Source organism: Saccharothrix espanaensis DSM 44229 (genome assembly GCF_000328705.1).
Lineage (GTDB): Bacteria > Actinomycetota > Actinomycetes > Mycobacteriales > Pseudonocardiaceae > Actinosynnema > Actinosynnema espanaense.
Genome location: NC_019673.1, coordinates 8715001 through 8732484, shown reverse-complemented (window position 1 = coordinate 8732484; position 17484 = coordinate 8715001). Strand labels below are relative to the sequence as shown.

Genomic DNA, 17484 nt, shown 5'->3' with positions numbered 1-17484 from the left:
AGGGTGTGAAGCGGCCCCTCACCGTCGTGCCGGGGGTGAGGGGCCGCTGTGCGCGGAGTCGGTCCTGGTGATCGCCGACCGGGCGTGGTTACAGGTCGATCGTCCAGCTGTCGATGAAGCCGGTGTCCTGGGCGTACCAGTCGCGGACCTGGAGCTGCCAGTTGCCGTTCGCGTTCTCGGTCAGGAAGTTGGCCGTGTACGTGGCGTCGATGTTCGCCGCACCGTCCGAACCGCTCTGGACCTTGAGCTGCCTGACCGCGCCGCTCGGCGTGATGACGTCGACCGACAGGTCACCCCGGTACGGGTGCTTGACGTGGATCTCGATCGTCACGGCGGTGCCCGCGCGGCCCGCGCAGTCGGTGACCGCGATGGTGCTGGTGCCGACGCCCCGGTCGGGCACGTTCACGTCGGTGGCGTTGGTCTTGGGCGGGCAGCCCGCGGCGGTGCTGCCGATGACGCGCAGGAGCTTGTTCGGCGAGCCGGCACCCAGGTCGCCGACCACGTTGCTCGTCGCGCCGTTGACCAGTGCGTCGCGCACCTGCTGCGGCGTGGAGGTCCGGCTCGACGACAGGTAGACCGCCGCCGCGCCGACCACGTGCGGGGTCGCCATCGACGTGCCGCTGATCGTGTTGGTGGCGTTGTCGTCGGTGTACCAGGCCGACGTGATGCCCGTGCCCGGCGCGAAGATGTCCAGGCAGGTGCCGATGTTGCTGAAGCCCGAACGCGCGTCGGTGCTGGTCGTCGAGCCGACCGTGATGGCCTCGGGGGTGCGGGCCGGCGAGGTGTTGCACGCGTTGAGGCCGTAGTCGTTGCCCGCCGCGAGGCCGTAGGTCACGCCCGACGCGATGGAGTTGGCGACCGCCTGGTCGACGGTGGCGTTCGCGCCGCCGCCGAGCGACATGTTCGCCACGGCCGGCTTGACGGCGTTCGCGGTCACCCAGTCGATGCCCGCGATGACGCCGGCGTAGCTGCCGGAGCCGCCGCAGTCCAGCACCCGGACGCCGACCAGCTTGGCCTTCTTGGCCACGCCGTGCTTGGTGCCCGCGACGGTGCCGGCGACGTGCGTGCCGTGGCCGTTGCAGTCGGTGGCGTCGTTGTCGTTGTCGACGGTGTCGCGCCCGGAGGTGGCGCGGCCCCCGAAGTCGGTGTGCGAGAAGCGGATGCCCGTGTCGATGACGTAGGCGGTGACGCCCTCGCCCTCGTTGGGGTAGGTGTAGGAGTTGTCCAGCGGCAGCGCCGCCTGGTCGATCCGGTCCAGGCCCCAGGACGGAGTGGGCGTCTGGGTGGCGGAGATGGTGACCCGGGCGTCCTGCTCGACGTAGGACACCGCCGGGTCGGCGGCGAGCTTGCGGGCCTGCGCCTCGGACATGGTCGCGGAGAAACCACGGAGAGCGCTGGTGTAGGTGTGCTCGACGTTCGCCTGGTACTTGGCGCTCAGCGCGCCGACGCTGCCGGCGCCGGTGTCCTTGAGGACGACGATGTAGCTGTCCTCGATCGCCTTCTCCGCGCCTGAGCCTCGGATGTCGCCCTGCGCGGTGGCGGTGAAACTGGTGAGCGCGGCCGTCATCACCAAGACGGTGCCGGTGGCCAGCGCGGCACCGGCCAAGCGCTTCGATCTGGACCCGTGAACGTCTCCCATGGCAGGGGTTCCCCTCTTCGCAAGTGCGCGCCCCCCGGGTTCGTCCCCCGAAACCGGTCGGACACGGTGAGTCACTTCCTAGTTCGCGGCGAGGGGCCCACGCAACGATTCACCGGGAATATGCGGCGAATGGCCCGTCCACAGAATTATTCGCGCTGTGAATGAACAGGTACGGAGAGTGACTGGACAGCGGGCGCACGACTGTGCCCCGGACCTCGGGTCCGGGGCACGGGTCAGAGCGGGTCGGGCGGGTCAGTCGCCGCGTCGGACGGCACCCAGGATCTGCTGCTCACCGGGCGTGGTGACCAGTCGCAGGGGCAGCCACAGGTTCGCGCCCAGCGCGATCACCTGGTCGTCCTTCAACGTGGTCAGCTGGTGCGCCATCTGCGGCGGCAGCCGCCAGATCTGGCTCGCCAGCTGGGCCTGGCCGACCGGCAGCCGCTGAAGCAGCACCAGGTCCGCGGTGTTGGCGGTGGTGGCCGCCTGCGGGTGCAGGTACGGCAGCACGTACATCGTGGTCTGCCACGGCGACCGCGGCGGGAACAGCTCCTGCGGCACGTGGCCGCCGTCGTGCACGACCAGCAGCGGGCTGTCCTCGGACGGCCGGGGCAGCTCCACCGGGCTCAGCCGGCGCAGTTGCACCAGCGGCGAGGGGCGGCCGTCCTGGCCGGAACCCGCCGCGCGCACCACCGGCTGCCACGCCTGCGGCCGGCCGGTGGCGATGGTGATCCACGCCCCGGTCGCCATGGCGCGCAGCGCGATCTGCCGGGCCAGGTACAGCCCGCCGACCACGACCATGCGGGTCGGCGCGGACCGCAGCACGGAGATCGTGAGCGGTTCGCCCTTGGGGCCCGAGCCGAGCACCATGCCGCCGCGGTCGCCGGACGGCGAGACCACGTCCAGCAGTTGCGGCGAGACCAGGAACTCCGGGGCCACGCCCCGGCCCTGGCCGCGGGTGTCGAGCAGCCGCGAGTTCGTCACGCGACACCTCCCAGCGGCAGGGTGGCGGCCAGGCCGGCGGCCTGCAGCCCGTTCAACGGGGTGAGCGTGATGTCCAGCTTGTCCGACAACGCCTTGAGCCGGTCGTCGGCGCGGTCCAGTTCGGACGGTGTCCGGGCGGACACCCGCACCAGGCCGCGCAACCCGACCTGGCCCTGCTCGCTGCTCGGCGAGATGGTCATCGACAGCGTGGAGGACAGCGCCCGGACGCCGGTCAGCGCGTTCAGGTTGTTGCGCATGCCCTTGGCGGGCCAGCCGGTGATCGCGTAGGAGGCGTGGCCGACGCCGCCGGCGGTCACACCGGACCACTTCTCGCGCAGCGACACCGAGTTGTTCGCGCCCGCCACCGCGGTCAGCTCGGCGGCCGAGATGCCCGCGCGGATCAGCTCGTCGGAGTCCAGCGGCCGGATCGCCACGCCCGCGGACTCCAGCGCGTTGCGCACCCGCGACAGCGCGCCGATCAGCGCCCGGTGCGCGCCGACGACGCCGCCGCCGCGCTCCCGGATCGCCGCCGCGCAGCGCTTGGGGTCCAGCCGGACCGCGATCCACGTGGTGCGCCGCGACGCCGCGGGCAGCGGGCCGAGCACCTCCATGTAGGAGTTGAGCGCCGGGGAGTTCGCGGGCAGCGCCGCGCTGCCCGGGTAGCAGTGCCAGATCACCGAGATCGCGTCCAGCACCACGCCCCGGTCCTCCAGGGTCGGCGCGAGCGCGCCCAGCGGCAGGGCCGGCGCGCTGCCCACGGCGGTGATCAGGCCGGGCGCGGGGTCGACCAGCAGCACGGCGGTCCACGCGCCCTGGTGCCAGGCCATGCCCAGCGGGCGGCGCTCGTGGTCCACGCCCTTGGCCACCACCAGGTCCGGCACGGCCAGCCGCAGCAGCGCCACGCGCGGGTCGTCCGGGCCGATGACCGAGGTCTCCTCCTCGGACGGCGGCTTCATCTCCACCGGGCCGGAGCGCTTGGCGGTCCGGGTGTGGCCGCGGAAGTTGTAGCGGACGATCAGGCCGATCCACTGGGTCAGCCACCGGCCCCGGGAGCGGGTGAACGCCAGCACCAGCGAGATCAGCACGATCCCGCCCGCCGGGTAGAGCAGGGCGGGGGCGATCCGGTCGCCGGTCGTCCCGATCGCGATCAGGATCAGGCCGACCGCGACGCCGACCTCCAGGACCACCAGGTTGGCGACCGGCAGCGAGCCGAGGCCGGCCCCGGTGGCGCGGCGGCGCGCCCGGAGCAGCGCGGCGCGCACGGCGCCCCCGGAGGCTTGCGCGCGCGCCGTGGCGGGGTTGGGCGGGCCCGGATGTGGGGTGGTCACGGACATCCGATCTGGTTCTCTTTCCGTCGGCGTTCGGCGGGCGGACCGACCCGGGTCTGACCAACCCGCACACGCGCCACCCGCCGTCCGGCTATCGTGCAGACCGTACCGCGACTGGGAGAGCAGCGAGCCTCGAATGGCATCAACACCCACCACCAAGTCACAGGTCCAGGCCTACCGCTTCGTGCTGCGCAGGATGCAGTCCGCCCTGGTGCGCAGAGACGCGGTGATGCTGCACGACCCGATGCGCACGCACTCGCGGGCGACGGCGGTGGGCGTGATCCTCGGGGTGATCGGCCTGATCGGCTTCCTGGTGTTCGGCTTCTTCTCGCCGGACCCGAAGATCGACGGTGAGACGCAGATCGCCATCAGCAAGGAGACCGGCCAGGTCTACGTGGTCCGCAAGGACCCCGACCAGCTCATCCCGATGACGAACCTGGCCTCCGCGCGGCTGCTGATCCTCAACCAGCAGAACCCGGACAAGGCGCAGAGCGCGGTCGGCGGCGGCGACGCGCAGGCCGGCCAGGTCAACGCCGCGCCCCAGGTCGCGGGCGGCGACCCCAAGCTGGTCAGCGAGAAGGCCCTGTCGAAGCTGCCCAAGGGCCGGCTGACCGGCATCCCGGACGGCCCGGACATGCTGCCCGCCAAGGCCGAGGACCGGATCGGTCCGGAGTGGTCGGTGTGCGACACGCTCGACCTGGACGAGACGCTGAACAACCCCACCGCCAAGGGCAAGTTCGAGACCACGGTGCTCGCCGGCATGAGCGGCGGCCAGCTCCTCGACGGCAACAAGGCGCTGCTGGTCCGCACCGGCACCGACGACAAGCAGGCGTACCTGATCTACAAGGCGCCGGTGAACTCGAAGATCACCTCCACCTCGACCGTGCGGGCCAAGGTGGACCTGACCAAGGCGGACGTGCAGACCGCGCTGAACCTGCGCGGCAAGACGGTCCGCGCGATCAGCTCCGGCCTGCTCAACGCGATCCCCGAGGCGAAGCCGCTGCGCGCGCCGGAGATCCCCGGCCTGGGCGAGCCGGTCACCTACCTCAGCGGGGTGAAGCTGGAGGTCGGTGACGTCATCGAGGTCGTCCGCACGGGCTCCACCCCGGTGGTCTACGTGGCGCTCGAGGACGCGTTGCAGGAGATCAGCCGCGCGGCCGGCGACCTGATCCGCGCCGCCTACGCGCAGGGCGCGGACGCCAAGCGGGTCGACATCGCCAGCATCGACACCCGCAAGCCCGCGCAGCCGCTGGACTTCCTGGACTACCCGTCCGAGGTGCCCGAGGTGCTGGAGCCCAACCAGAACAACCGGGTGGTGTGCCTGAACTGGCGCGCCGAGAACCCCAACGCGGACAACCGCTCCCAGCACACCCAGGTGACCATCGCGCCGTCGCTGCCGGTGCCCGCCGACGCGGTCGCGGTCGACATCAACCAGGTCGGCGCGACCGGCGAGGTGGTCGGCAAGTTCATGATGGCGTCCGGGAAGTCGGCCGTGGTGCGGTCGGCGACGTCCACCCAGGACTTCCGCAGCGGGCCCATCCACCTGGTCTCCGGTCGCGGTGTGAAGTACGGCATCCCGGACACCGTGGTCAGCGGCGCGCTCGGGCTGGGCGAGCAGTTCACCCCGGGGCCCGAATCGATCCTGCGGCTGCTGCCCAACGGCCCGCAGCTCAACCGGACCGACGCGGTGCGCAGCTGGGACTCGATCCCGGTGCCGAAGAACCTCGGCCAGCTGCCGGAGGACCAGCAGAAGAAGGCGGCCGGGGGCTGAGCACGCCCCTTCGGCGGAACCGCCGTGGCCCGGACGCCGTCGGAGAACGGTAGGAGGTGTCCGGGTGAACGAGGTGCCACGAACTGCCGCTCCGGCGCGCACCGGTCGGATCGCGGTCGACGCGCGCTGGGTCGAGTTGTACGCGAAGCGGGTGGACGAGGCGGCCGAGGAGCTGTCCCGGGCCCGCACCGAGCTGCGGGCCGAGCCGGTGCGCGCGCAGAGCTTCGGCGAACTGGGCCGCTCGCTGCGCAGCGCCGAGGCGTACGGCCGCGCCGCCGCGATGCTCAACGGGCAGCTGGACCGGGCCTGCGAGGTGCTCACGGCCGCGGCCCACGGCCTGCACGCGGTGGCCGAGCACTACGGCTCCCAGGAGGACGAGGCCGTCGCGCTGATCAAGAACGCGGACCGGCGGTAGGGGGCGTGGTGCGGGGCAGGGACGGGCGGCAGATCGCCGCCGAGGTCGGGCCGGAACTGGACTACCTGTCCGGGATCAGCCGCCGGCTCGGCGTGCTGGACCTGGTCGAGGAGTACTTCACGCCGGTCGTCGGGACGTGGAACGACCTGCACGAGGAGGCGGAGCGCTGGCGCGCGGCCGGGCTGGTCGCCGAGCACGTGACGCGCGACCTGACCAAGCCGCTGGGCCGGCTGGACTCGGCGTGGCAGGGCCGGGACGCCGACTCGTTCGTGGCGCACATGCAGACCGTGGGACTGGCCGGCCACGACCTGTCCGACGCGATGCACGCCATGGGCGACGCGCTGGACCAGACCGCCGAGGGCCTCCGGGACATCGTCTCGGACATGTCGCGGGTGTTCGCCGAGGCCGCCGACACCGTGTCGACCGCGGCGGCGCTGCCGCTGGACGGCGACCGGCGGGTGATCGAGGCGCTGGACGAGCTGAAGGGCCCGGCGAAGGAGTTCTACGAGTCCGTCCGGGACGTCCTGGAGGCGTTCCTCCAGCTCTGCGACGGCGTGTCCGGGGCCTCGGACTTCGCCGAGGTGCGGATGGAGCACAAGTACCCCGAGCAGAACTGGGCGTTCACCGAGCCCAAGCCCGCCGGCACCCCAGGCCCCGGAACCCCAGGCCCCGGCACCAGCGGCCCCGGCACCAGCGGCCCCGGTGCGGCCGGTCCCGGTGCGGCCGCAGCGTCTGGTGCCGCTGGTGGTGGCGCGGGTGACGCGCCCAAGCCCGGCGGCGGTGGCGGTGGCGGAACACCCGGTGGCGGAACGCCAGGCGGTGGTGTCGGTGGCGGCGGGAGCGTGCCCGCGAGCGCCACCCCCGAGCCGCAGCTCGCGCCCGGTGGCGCGGCCATGGTGCAGGAACCCCAGCCCTCCGAGGCCGCGCCGCGCCCTGCGGCGACGGCCGGTGGCGGCGGTGGCGGTCCGACGACCGGCGCGGCCGGTGGCGGGATGGCCGGCGGGATGATGGGCGGCATGGCCGGTGCCGGTGCCGGTGGTCAGCAGGGCGGTGACAAGGAGCACAAGTCCAAGGTCCGCATCACCGGCACGACCGAGGAGCTGTTCGGCAAGCCCAAGAAGACCGCACCCCAGGTGGTCGGCGAGGACTGATCCCGCCCGACCCCGGACGACGAACGGGCCGCACCCCGGCGTGGGGTGCGGCCCGTTCGCGGTTCAGGTCAGAAGACGCTGCGCTTGACCGGGGTGGCCACCCGGCGGGCCCGGTTGCGGTTGACCGTGTGCACGGTGAACAGCGTGAGCAGCAGCAGGGTCACGCCCGCGCCGGTCCCGGACAGCGCCACGATCAGCGGCGTGTGGTCCGGCGGGTTGATCGGGTCGAGGTTGGTCATCACCTGGGTCGGGTTCGCCGCCTTCTGGCCCTTCTCGGCCGGCAGCTCGGCGGTGAGCGCGGCCACCGGGTTGATCATGCCCGCGCCGACCTTGTGGTCCCGGCCGCCCGGGTTGCCGGGGTGCTGGGCGGTGGCCTTGATCCGGTCCATCACCTGGCGCGCGTCCAGGTCCGGGAAGCGCTGGCGCACCAGGGTGACCACGCCCGCCACGTACGGCGACGCGTAGCTGGTGCCCTGGATGCGGCTGGGCGCGCCGCGCTCGTCCACGTGGACGTTGGCCAAGCCCTGGCCCGCCGGGTCCAGCGTGGTGATCTCCTCGCCCGGCGCGGCCACGCTGATCCACGGGCCCCACACCGAGAACCCCGACACCTCGCCGCGCTGGCTCATCGACGCCACCGACAGGACGTTGTCGGCGTACCACGGCGGGGACGCGACGACGTTGACCGTGTCGGTGTTCTGGTTGTCGTTCTGGACGCTGCAACCCTTGCCGTCGCCGCCGATGTTGCCCGCGGCGGTCACGATGACGGCGTCCTTCTCGTTGACCGCCCAGTGGATCGCGGCCTGCAGCTCGCGCTCCTGGTCGCTCGGCTCGTGCGGCTGCTCGCAGGAGGTCAGCGAGATGTTGATGACCTTGGCGCCGACCGTCGCGGCGGCCACGATCGCCTCGGCCAGGGTGCGCACCTTGCCCGCCGAGGCCCGGTTGTCGACCTTGGCCGGGTCCTCGAACTTGAAGTGGTCGCTGGTCTGCCGGTAGGCGATGATCTCCGCCTCCGGGGCCGCGCCGATGAACCCGGTCTGCTCGTCCCGGCTGGCCGCCGCGACGCCCGCCACCTCGGTGCCGTGGCCGTCGCAGTCGGTGGTGCCGCCCTTCTCCGTCTCGACGTAGTCGCCGCCGCTGGTCACCCGGCCCTTGAGCCGCGGGTGCCCGGCGTTGACGCCGGTGTCGATGATGGCCAGCTTCACGCCCGCGCCGGTGGCGAAGCGGTGCGCCTCCTCCAGGCGCAGCTGCATCTGGCCCCAGGGCTTGTTCGGGATCGGCTGGTTGCCGGTGTTGGACTGGAAGCAGAGCTTGCTCGGCTTGTAGTCGACGTCCTCGGCCGGCGGCTTGAACGGCTTGAGGTACTTGCCCAGGTCCACCGGCGGCGGGACCGAGTTCGGCCGGGTCGACGCGGCGGAGGTCGGCTGCTGCGCCCACGCGCCGGGCGTGGTCACCAGGATCAGCGCCGCGGCGGCCGCCGCGGCGATGCTGCGTGCGGTGCGGTTCATGTCGGTCAGGCCGGGATCAGCTGGCGCATGGCGACGTAGAGGTCCATCACGGCGAGCGCCAGCGGCAGGACCGCGGCGATCAGGATGGCCTCCAGCACGTCGACCGTGCGGCGCAGCACCGGGGAGAACTTCTGGTTGGGGAAGATCACACCGAGCACCAGCGCGCCCGCGCCGACCACCACGAGGGTGCCGAACACGAACAGCAGCCGGTTCGCGGCACTGGCCGCCACCAGCCAGCCGACCAGCACGCCGGCGGCGGCCACCATGCCCGAGGCCAGCAGCGCCACGGCCTGCGCGCCGTTGGCGTAGGCGCGGCCGCGCAGCAGCAGCACCAGGGCCACCACGACCGCCAGGATCGGGCCGAAGACCGTGCCGTCGCCGGCCGCGATCACCGAGAACACCGCGGCGATCCCGCCGCAGCCGATGATCATGCCGGTGAGGTACTCGTGGGCGTTCGCGGTGCGCCGCTCGATCACCGCGTACTCCGGGAAGCCGGTGTCCTCCTTGAGGTCCTCGGCACTGCCCGGGACGGTCGGCAGCGGCAGCTTCGCGAGCTGGATGGTGAGCCGGGGCAGCACCGAGAGCGCCGCCAGCGACACCGCCGCGGTCGCCGCCGCGATGCCCACCACCGGGTGGTCGACGAAGATCCCGATCAGGAACGCGATGCCGCTGAGCGCACCGGCCGTGGCGGCGGCGATGAACACCGTGATGCCGCGCCCGATGAGCAGGATCGCGGCCGAGGCGAAGATCAGCACCAGCACGCTGGCCAGCAGCAGGTTCGGCCGGCCGATCTCGCCCGGCACGGTGTACAGGCCCGCCACGTAGGCCATCGGCAGACCGCCCGCGGCCGCGATCAGCACGCCCGTGCCGGTCGCGTCGTAGGACCGCGCGATGACCGCGCCGGCCGCCAGCGCCACGATGGCCGCGGCGCCCGCGCAGATCGCCGGCCACAGGCCGTCGCCGCCGACCAGCGGACCGGCCAGCAGGACCGCCACGGCGGCGGCGATCAGCGCCAGCGCGCCGGCCAGGTGGCCGTAGCGGCGGGCGGTGTCCTTCGTCCACGGCCGGAAGCTGTCCGGGTCGGACTCGGCGATCGCGTCCACCACGTCGTCGTACAGCGGCGGTGGCGGGTTCTCGTTCCGCTTGCGCAGCTGAAGCAGCTCGCCGTCCACCACGCCCAGCGACGCCAGCGTGCGGCTCGGGTCCAGCGGGCTGTCGCCCAGCTTGGCCAAGGTCCAGCCGCCGTGCCGCACGCCGCCGTCCGGAGTGGCCTCCTTGGCCATGTCCAGCAGCATCGGCAGCAGGTCGGCCACCGCGACGTCGGCGGGCAGCGCGACGTCGATACGCGTCCGCGGCGCAACCACCGTCACCCGGCTGAACACCGTCGTACCGGTCGCCACCAGCGCCCCCTAAGTCCTGATCACTCGTGTGCTTGTGGGCCGCGTCGACCTTATTGGTCTGCTCGGAGGCCCCTCGGGCGGCCCCAAGTATGGACTCAACGGGCGTCCCGACAGGGCGGTTCGGCACAACACGTCCGCCGGCGATTTTCCCGGACCCACCGCCGCCCGTTCCACCGATGCGCCATAGTGTCGGTTGCGACTGGTGGGCGCACCCCGCGTGCGTTGGTTCGAGAGTGTGAAGAGGTGCCTGTTAGGTGAGCACGTTGCAGTTCAAGCGCACGGCACGCCTCGCCGCTCCCCGTCCGCCGGGCGGTGAGGTCCACCTCGAACCCCCGCCCGAGGTGCCCCGGGTCATCCCCGGCAACGTCATGATGAAGGCGATGCCGGCCGTCATGATCGTGTCCTCCGTCGGGATGATGGTCTTGATGTTCAGCTACAGCAACAAGAACCCCGCCGCGATGATCATGCCGGGCATGATGATGATCTCCACCATCGGCATGATGGCGGGCGGCATGGGCTCCGGCAAGGGCCAGAAGAAGGCCGAGATGAACGAGGACCGCAAGGACTACCTGCGGTACCTCGGCCAGATGCGCGACCGGGCCCGCGAGGCGGCCAACGAGCAGCGCGCCGAGCGCGAGTGGGTGCACCCGGACCCGCAGATGCTGTGGTCGCTGGCCACCACCCGCCGGATGTGGGAACGCCGGCAGAACGACCCGGACTTCTGCCACCTGCGCGCGGGCCGCGGCTCGCAGCGGCTGGCCACCCGCCTGGTGCCGCCGCAGACCGGCCCGGTGGAGGAGCTGGAGCCGATCGCGACGCTGGCGCTGCGCCGGTTCGTGCGCGCCCACTCGCTGGTCCCCGAGCTGCCGATCTCGATCGCGTTGCGCGGCTTCGCCGCCGTCGGCCTGCTCGGCGACATCGAGGTCAAGCGCGGCCTGGCCCGCGCGCTGCTGGCCCAGATGGCGACCTTCCACTCCCCGGACGACCTGCTGATCGCGGTCGTCACCACCGGCCGCACCAAGGCCCAGTGGGAGTGGCTGAAGTGGCTGCCGCACGTGCAGCACCCGAACATCGTCGACGGCATCGGCCAGATGCGGATGATGGCGGGCTCGCTGACCGAGGTCGAGCAGATGCTCGACGAGCAGCTGCGCGACCGGCAGCGGTTCACCCGCAACGCGCCGCCGCCCGCCGACCAGCCGCACATCGTGATCCTGATCGACGACGGCGACGTGACCAGGGAAGAGCAGATCATCCTGGAGGAGGGTCTGGTCGGCGTCACGCTGCTGGACCTGTCCGAGTCGCTGGGCAACCTGACCGCGCGGCGCGGCCTGCGGCTGGTCATCGAGGACGGCAAGCTGGGCGCGCGCAGCGCCGGCGGCGTCGAGTGGTTCGGCGGGCCGGACTGGCTCAGCGTGGTGGAGGCCGAGGCCCTGGCCCGGCGGATCGCGCCGTACCGGGTCGGTGGCGTGGAGGCCGGCGGCAGCGACGAGGACCCGCTGTCGATGTCCAACAACCCGCCGCTGATCGAGTTCCTGGGCCTGCAGGGCGACCCGCTGACCTTCGACGTGCAGCAGGCGTGGCGGCCCCGGCCGGTGCGCGACCGCTACCGGGTGCCCTTCGGCATCGGCGAGTTCGGCCAGCAGGTCGAGCTCGACATCAAGGAAGCGGCCATGGAGGGCATGGGCCCGCACGGCCTGTGCATCGGCGCGACCGGTTCCGGCAAGTCGGAGTTCCTGCGCACGCTGGTGCTCGGCCTGCTGGCCACGCACTCCTCGACCTCGCTGAACATGATCCTGGTCGACTTCAAGGGTGGTGCGACGTTCCTCGGCCTGGACAAGGCCCCGCACGTCGCCGCGACGATCACCAACCTGGCGGGCGACCTGACCCTGGTCGACCGGATGAAGGACGCCATCGCGGGCGAGGTGTCCCGGCGGCAGGAAGTGCTGGCCAAGGGCAACTACAAGAACGTCTGGGACTACGAGAAGGCCCGCGAGAACGGCGCCGACCTCGACCCGCTGCCCGCGCTGTTCATCTGCATCGACGAGTTCTCCGAGATGCTGACCGCCAAGCCGGACTTCATCGACATCTTCCTGCAGATCGGCCGCGTCGGCCGGTCGCTCCAGATGCACATGCTGCTCGCCTCGCAGCGCCTCGAAGAGGGCAAGCTGCGCGGTCTGGACACGTTCCTGTCCTACCGGATCGGTCTGAAGACGTTCTCCGCCGCCGAGTCGCGGGCCGCGATCGGCGTGCCGGACGCCTACGAGCTGCCGCCCATCCCGGGTTCGGGGTACCTGGGCGTGCAGGGCTCGCCGCTGACCCGGTTCAAGGCGCTCTACGTCTCCGGCCCGTACCGGCCCGCCGGCATCCAGGTGGCCGGCCCGTCGGCCGTGGTCTCCAGCGACAAGCGGCCGCGGTTCTTCGTGCCGGACTACGTCGAGATCCCCAAGGAACCGGTCAAGCCGGTCGAACCGGTCAAGCAGGAGAAGCAGAAGGAGGACAGCAACGAGCCCAGCGAGCTGGAGGTCATCGTCGAGCGCCTGGTGGGGCAGGGTCCCCCCGCGCACGAGGTGTGGCTGCCGCCGCTGAACGAGCCGCCGTCGCTGGACACCCTGCTCCCGCCGCTCCAGGCGACCGAGGATCGCGGTCTGACCTCGCCGGGCTTCTTCTCCAACGGCAAGCTCCAGGTGCCGCTGGGCGTGGTCGACAAGCCGTTCGAGCAGCGCCGCGACCTGCTGTGGGCGGACTTCTCCGGTGCGGCCGGCCACGGCGCGATCGTCGGCGGTCCGCAGTCGGGCAAGTCGATGATGCTGCGCACGATGATCACCTCGATGGCGTTGACGCACACCGCCGAGGAGGTGCAGTTCTACTGCCTCGACCTCGGCGGCGGCACGCTCGCCTCGCTGGAGAACCTGCCGCACGTCGGCGGGTTCGCGTCGCGGCTGGACGTGGACAAGGCGCGCCGGATGGTGGCCGAGCTGTCCGGCCTGATCTCCGAGCGCGAGCTCCGGTTCCGGGCGCAGGGCATCGACTCGATGGTGGAGTTCCGCAACCGGAAGCGGCGCGGCGAGATCCGCGACGACGACTTCGGCGACGCCTTCCTGGTGGTCGACGGCTGGATGAACTTCCGCCAGGAGTTCGAGGTGCTGGAGCCGCAGGTCCAGGCGCTGGCCGCGCAGGGCCTGTCCTACGGCGTGCACGTGATCGTGGCGGCCAACCGGTGGGCGGAGATCCGGCCCGCGATGAAGGACCTGCTGGGCACCCGGTTCGAGCTGCGCCTGGGTGACCCGTCCGAGTCCGACGTGGACCGCAAGGTCGCGGTCAACATCCCGGCCGGGCGGCCGGGCCGGGGCCTGTCGCCGCAGAAGCTGCACTTCCTCACCGCGCTGCCGCGCGTCGACGCGTCCTCGGACGCCGAGACGGTGGCCTCGGGCGTGCAGGACATGATCGCCAAGGTGTCCGCCGCGTGGCGCGGCCGGCGTGCCCCGCAGGTCCGGCTGCTGCCCGACCTGCTCCAGTACGCCGACTTCATGGGCCAGGTCCAGCAGTTCAAGCCCAACCGCGGGCACCTGGTGCCGGTGGGCGTCAACGAGGACGAGCTCGCCCCGGTCTACCTGGACTTCGACGCCGACCCGCACTTCATGTGCCTGGCCGACGGCGAGTCCGGCAAGACGAACCTGCTGCGCACGATCGTGCGCGGCATCATGACCAGCTACACCTCGTCCGAGGCGCTGATCATGCTGGTCGACTACCGGCGCACCATGCTCGGCTTCGTCGACACCGACCACCTGCTGGCCTACGCGGTGTCCTCGACCCAGCTCACCGACATGGTCAAGGACGTGCGCGGCTCGATGACCGGCCGGCTGCCCGGCCCGGACGTCACCCAGGACCAGCTGCGCAACCGCTCCTGGTGGAAGGGCCCCGAGCTGTTCGTCATCGTGGACGACTACGACCTGGTCGCACCGCAGGGCGCGCAGAACCCGCTCCAGCCGCTCGCCGAGTTCATCCCGCAGGCCAAGGACGTCGGCCTGCACGTGATCGCGGTGCGCCGGATGGGTGGCGCGTCGCGGGCCATGTACGACCCGATCCTGGGCAAGCTCAAGGAGATCTCGGCCCCGATCCTGGTCGGCTCCGGGTCGAAGGAGGAGGGCGCGATCGTGGGCACCCTCAAGCCGTCGCCGCAGCCGCCCGGCCGGGGCACGCTGGTCACCCGCAAGTTCGGCCAGCAGCGCATCCAGGTCGCCTGGATCCAGCCGGACTGACCCCGGCACGCGCGAAGGGCCCCGCCGAACCGGCGGGGCCCTTCGCGTCCTGCGCGGGTGGGGGCGTGCGGAGCGCCCCGGCGGTCGGCCTACGAGGAGGCGCAGCGCATCCGGTGCAGCCCGGCGGAGTCGGGGGAGCGGTGAGGGCCGAGCCGGCGCAGACCGATGTTGAGCGTGCGGGCGGAGGTGTCGGGGGCGCGGCCGTGCGGGACGCACACGCCGTCGAACAGGACCGGGCCGCGGTAGCCGCGCACGCCGCCCGGCCCGGCGATCAGCGTGGTGCCCGCCGGGTCCAGCGGCACCACCAGGCGCAGGTCGCCGAACCGCCGCGAGTCGAGCCGGAACCCGACGCCGTCCACGTCGTCGCGGGCGAAGTAGAGCCGCAACCGGGGGCTGACCCGCAGGCCGGTGGCGGTGGCGACCAGCGCGGGCAGGTCCCAGCCGCGCACCTCGGCCAGGGTGTCGTCGCCGATGTGGGCGTGCCGGGCGCCGTCGCCGTCGCGGCCGTAGCGGGCCAGCATCCGGTCGGCGTCGGCCCGGATCGCGGAGGTGTCGGGCAGCGGTAAGGGCACCGGCAGGTCCAGCAGCCGGTCGCCGCCGAGCATCCCGGCCAGCAGCCGCAGGTCGTGGTCGGCCGGGGTGTCCGGCGCGGGCAGGTGGCGCACGGACGCGACGCCGCGCAGCGCGTCGGTCCACCGGGCGGCGTGCCGGAGGGCGCGTTCGCCGGTCAGCGCGTGCGGACCGGGTAACACCTCGATCGCGGACATGGTCGGCTCCGTTCAGCCCGGCTGCGGGACGTGGGGTCGGGGGGTCGCCGTGCCCCGCCTCCGGACATCGTTCAGTCCATTATGTGAACCTCGGGCAACAGATCGCCCCCCGTACCGGGTTGTTCTCCCCCGGTGGGGGCGCTGCGAGACCCGTCCGGGTCGGTCCGCGCCGTCCGGTCACGACGAGGTCGTGCCTGGTCGGAGGCGGTGACGGGTGGTGTTCGGCCACGTCCGGGCGACTGGGCCGGGATGAGTGGACGACCCGCGACGTCGTAACGGTGGGTTACCCCGGAGTGGGACTCCACACACCCCGCGTCACCGGGACGCGCCCGGTCGACCCACGCCGGGGCGTGCGGACCACCGCCGCTGCCGGCCCCGCCGGTGTGTCCCGGGATCCGCCGTCCGGACCGCCCGGTCCGGATACCCTCCAGGCAGCCGGTGACGAGGGGATGCCCGATGAGCTTGCGCGTGGCGGTCGACTTCGGGACGTCGAGCACCTGCGTGGCGATCTCGGTCAACGGCCGGGAGCCGCAGGTCGTCGTGGTCGACGGCCAGCCGATCCTGCCCTCCGCGGTGTTCGCCGCGGCCGACGGCGCGCTGTTCGTCGGGCAGGAGGCCGAGCGGCAGGCCGCCGTCGACCCGTCCCGCTACGAGCCGAACCCGAAGCGCCGGGTGGACGAGGGCGAGCTGCTGCTGGGCACCAGCGTGCTCAAGGTCGTGGACGTGGTGCGGGCGGTGCTCACCCGGGTGGTGAACGAGGCCCGGCACGTGGCCGGCGGCGCACCCGTCGACCTGCTGGTGCTCACCCACCCGGCGGACTGGGGCGCGATCCGGACCAGGGTGCTCCTCGACGCCGGCCGCGGGCTGGGGCAGGAGCTGCGGCTGGTGCCCGAGCCGGTGGCCGCCGCGGTGTTCCACTCGGCGACGCACGCCGTGCAGGACGGCTCGGCGCTGGCCGTGCTGGACCTGGGCGGCGGCACGGTCGACGCGAGCGTCGTGGTCCGCCAGGGCGGCTCGTTCCGGGTGCTGGCCACCAAGGGCGACCCGACCTTCGGCGGCGCGGACGTCGACCAGGTGCTGCTGGAGCACGTCGGCTCGCTGGTCGCGCCGGGCGACCCGCAGGCGTGGCGCGAGCTCGTGGAGGGCCGCGGCCTGGCCGACCGGCGCAAGCGCCGGGTGCTGCGCCAGGACGTGCGGGGCGCGAAGGAGACGCTGTCCCGGCACTCCTACACCGACGTGCCGATGCCGCCGCCGTTCCCGGACGCCCACGTCACCCGGACCGACCTGGAGCGGCTGATCGGCCCGCCGCTGACCCGGGCCGCAGGGCTGCTGGCGACCGCCGTGCGGGACGCGGGCCTGGACCCGCGCGGGCTGGCCGGGGTGTTCCTGGTCGGCGGTTCCAGCCGGATCCCGCTGGTCGCCCGGCTGGTGCTGGAGCAGACCGGCGTGGTGCCGACCAGCATCGACCAGCCCGAGACCGTGGTGGCGCGGGGCGCGCTGCGGGCGGTGAGCGCGGACCCGCTGCGCACCGGCGCGCTGCCCGAGCAGGCCGTGACGCGGAAGATCACCGACGACTCCACCCGCAAGCTCACCCGGCGGATCGCCGCCGGCGCCCCGTCACCGCCGGCGGGCTTCCCCCGGCCGCCGTACTTCCCGCAGCAGCCACCGCCCCCGCCGCCCCGACCGCGCAGCCGAGCGCCGCTGGTCGTCGGGGTGTCGCTCGGGCTCGCCGTGGTGGTCGGCGGGTCAGTCGCGTACGCGCTGGCCGTGCGCGGCGGCGAGGCCGAGACGACGACGTCGAGCGGCGAGCCGGGCAAGACCATCGCCCAGTACGACTACCGGTTCACCGCGCCGGCCGGCTGGGACCAGACCGGCGGGGTCGCCGAGACCCGGCAGGTGTTCCTCAAGCCGTCGTCGCCGGTCTCGCCGGACGACGTGATCACGGTGACCGAGCAGAAGCTCACCTACGACTCGTCGGTGAACCGGTCGCGGGCCGAGACCGAGCTGCGGGACAAGTACGACCGCGGCCGTGATCTGTCCGATTTCGACGCTTCGCGCAGCTTCGGCGGCAAGGATGTCGTTTACTACCGGGAGCGGGCGGGTACCGCGACCGTCGACTGGTACGTGCTGTTCCAGCGCGACGCCCAGGTGAGCGTGGGCTGCCAGTTCCCGGAGTCCGGCGAGGACCGCGTCCGCGCCGCGTGCGAGCAGGTGGTGCGCACGCTGACCGTGACCAACTGAAGTCGACCCGAGTCGGGAGTGGGGACA

The 17484-nt window shown here is 72.6% G+C and carries 11 protein-coding genes; 5 read left to right on the top strand and 6 right to left on the bottom strand.

What is annotated here, in order from left to right:
- Window positions 1-88: 88 nt before the first annotated feature.
- From BN6_RS38215 to eccE, 3 genes are all read right to left on the bottom strand, one after another.
- Window positions 89-1639, bottom strand: coding sequence for a S8 family peptidase (locus tag BN6_RS38215; protein WP_015105227.1), 1551 nt, complete (start codon window positions 1637-1639; stop codon window positions 89-91).
- Between the two features lie 252 nt (window positions 1640-1891).
- Complete coding sequence (locus BN6_RS38210; RefSeq protein WP_015105226.1) at window positions 1892-2620, bottom strand: hypothetical protein; 729 nt, start codon at window positions 2618-2620, stop codon at window positions 1892-1894.
- The gene (gene eccE / locus BN6_RS38205) at window positions 2617-3954 is read right to left on the bottom strand and encodes a type VII secretion protein EccE (RefSeq protein WP_015105225.1); all 1338 of its coding nucleotides are present in this window, start codon (window positions 3952-3954) and stop codon (window positions 2617-2619) included. Before eccE ends, BN6_RS38210 begins: the two co-directional genes overlap by 4 nt.
- Before the next feature lie 130 nt (window positions 3955-4084).
- On the opposite strand from eccE, the gene eccB reads away from it, so the two are divergent.
- The 3 genes from eccB (at window position 4085) to BN6_RS38190 (ending at window position 7285) form a co-directional block, all read left to right on the top strand.
- Window positions 4085-5719 (top strand): type VII secretion protein EccB, encoded by a 1635-nt coding sequence (eccB, locus tag BN6_RS38200; RefSeq protein WP_015105224.1) that lies wholly within the window; start codon window positions 4085-4087, stop codon window positions 5717-5719.
- Between the two features lie 64 nt (window positions 5720-5783).
- A complete protein-coding gene (locus tag BN6_RS38195; RefSeq protein WP_015105223.1) occupies window positions 5784-6134 on the top strand; it encodes a hypothetical protein in 351 nt (116 codons plus the stop codon).
- 5 nt (window positions 6135-6139) lie between these two features.
- Entirely contained in the window at window positions 6140-7285 is a 1146-nt protein-coding gene (locus BN6_RS38190) for a WXG100 family type VII secretion target (RefSeq protein WP_148303169.1), read from the top strand.
- Window positions 7286-7353: 68 nt separating this feature from the next.
- Here the strand turns inward: BN6_RS38190 and mycP are convergent, their stop codons facing one another.
- On the bottom strand, window positions 7354-8790 hold the full coding sequence (gene mycP / locus BN6_RS38185; protein ID WP_015105221.1) for a type VII secretion-associated serine protease mycosin: 1437 nt from the start codon (window positions 8788-8790) through the stop codon (window positions 7354-7356).
- Window positions 8791-8795: 5 nt separating this feature from the next.
- Window positions 8796-10190, bottom strand: coding sequence for a type VII secretion integral membrane protein EccD (eccD, locus tag BN6_RS38180; protein ID WP_015105220.1), 1395 nt, complete (start codon window positions 10188-10190; stop codon window positions 8796-8798).
- A 254-nt stretch (window positions 10191-10444) separates the two neighbouring features.
- On the opposite strand from eccD, the gene BN6_RS38175 reads away from it, so the two are divergent.
- Window positions 10445-14449, top strand: coding sequence for a type VII secretion protein EccC (locus BN6_RS38175; protein WP_015105219.1), 4005 nt, complete (start codon window positions 10445-10447; stop codon window positions 14447-14449).
- An 89-nt stretch (window positions 14450-14538) separates the two neighbouring features.
- Here BN6_RS38175 and BN6_RS38170 read toward each other — a convergent pair whose 3' ends face one another.
- The gene (locus BN6_RS38170) at window positions 14539-15216 is read right to left on the bottom strand and encodes a hypothetical protein (RefSeq protein WP_015105218.1); all 678 of its coding nucleotides are present in this window, start codon (window positions 15214-15216) and stop codon (window positions 14539-14541) included.
- A gap of 456 nt (window positions 15217-15672) precedes the next feature.
- Here BN6_RS38170 and BN6_RS38165 point away from each other — a divergent pair, with 456 nt between their 5' ends.
- A complete protein-coding gene (locus BN6_RS38165; RefSeq protein ID WP_015105217.1) occupies window positions 15673-17457 on the top strand; it encodes a type VII secretion-associated protein in 1785 nt (594 codons plus the stop codon).
- Window positions 17458-17484 lie beyond the last annotated feature (27 nt).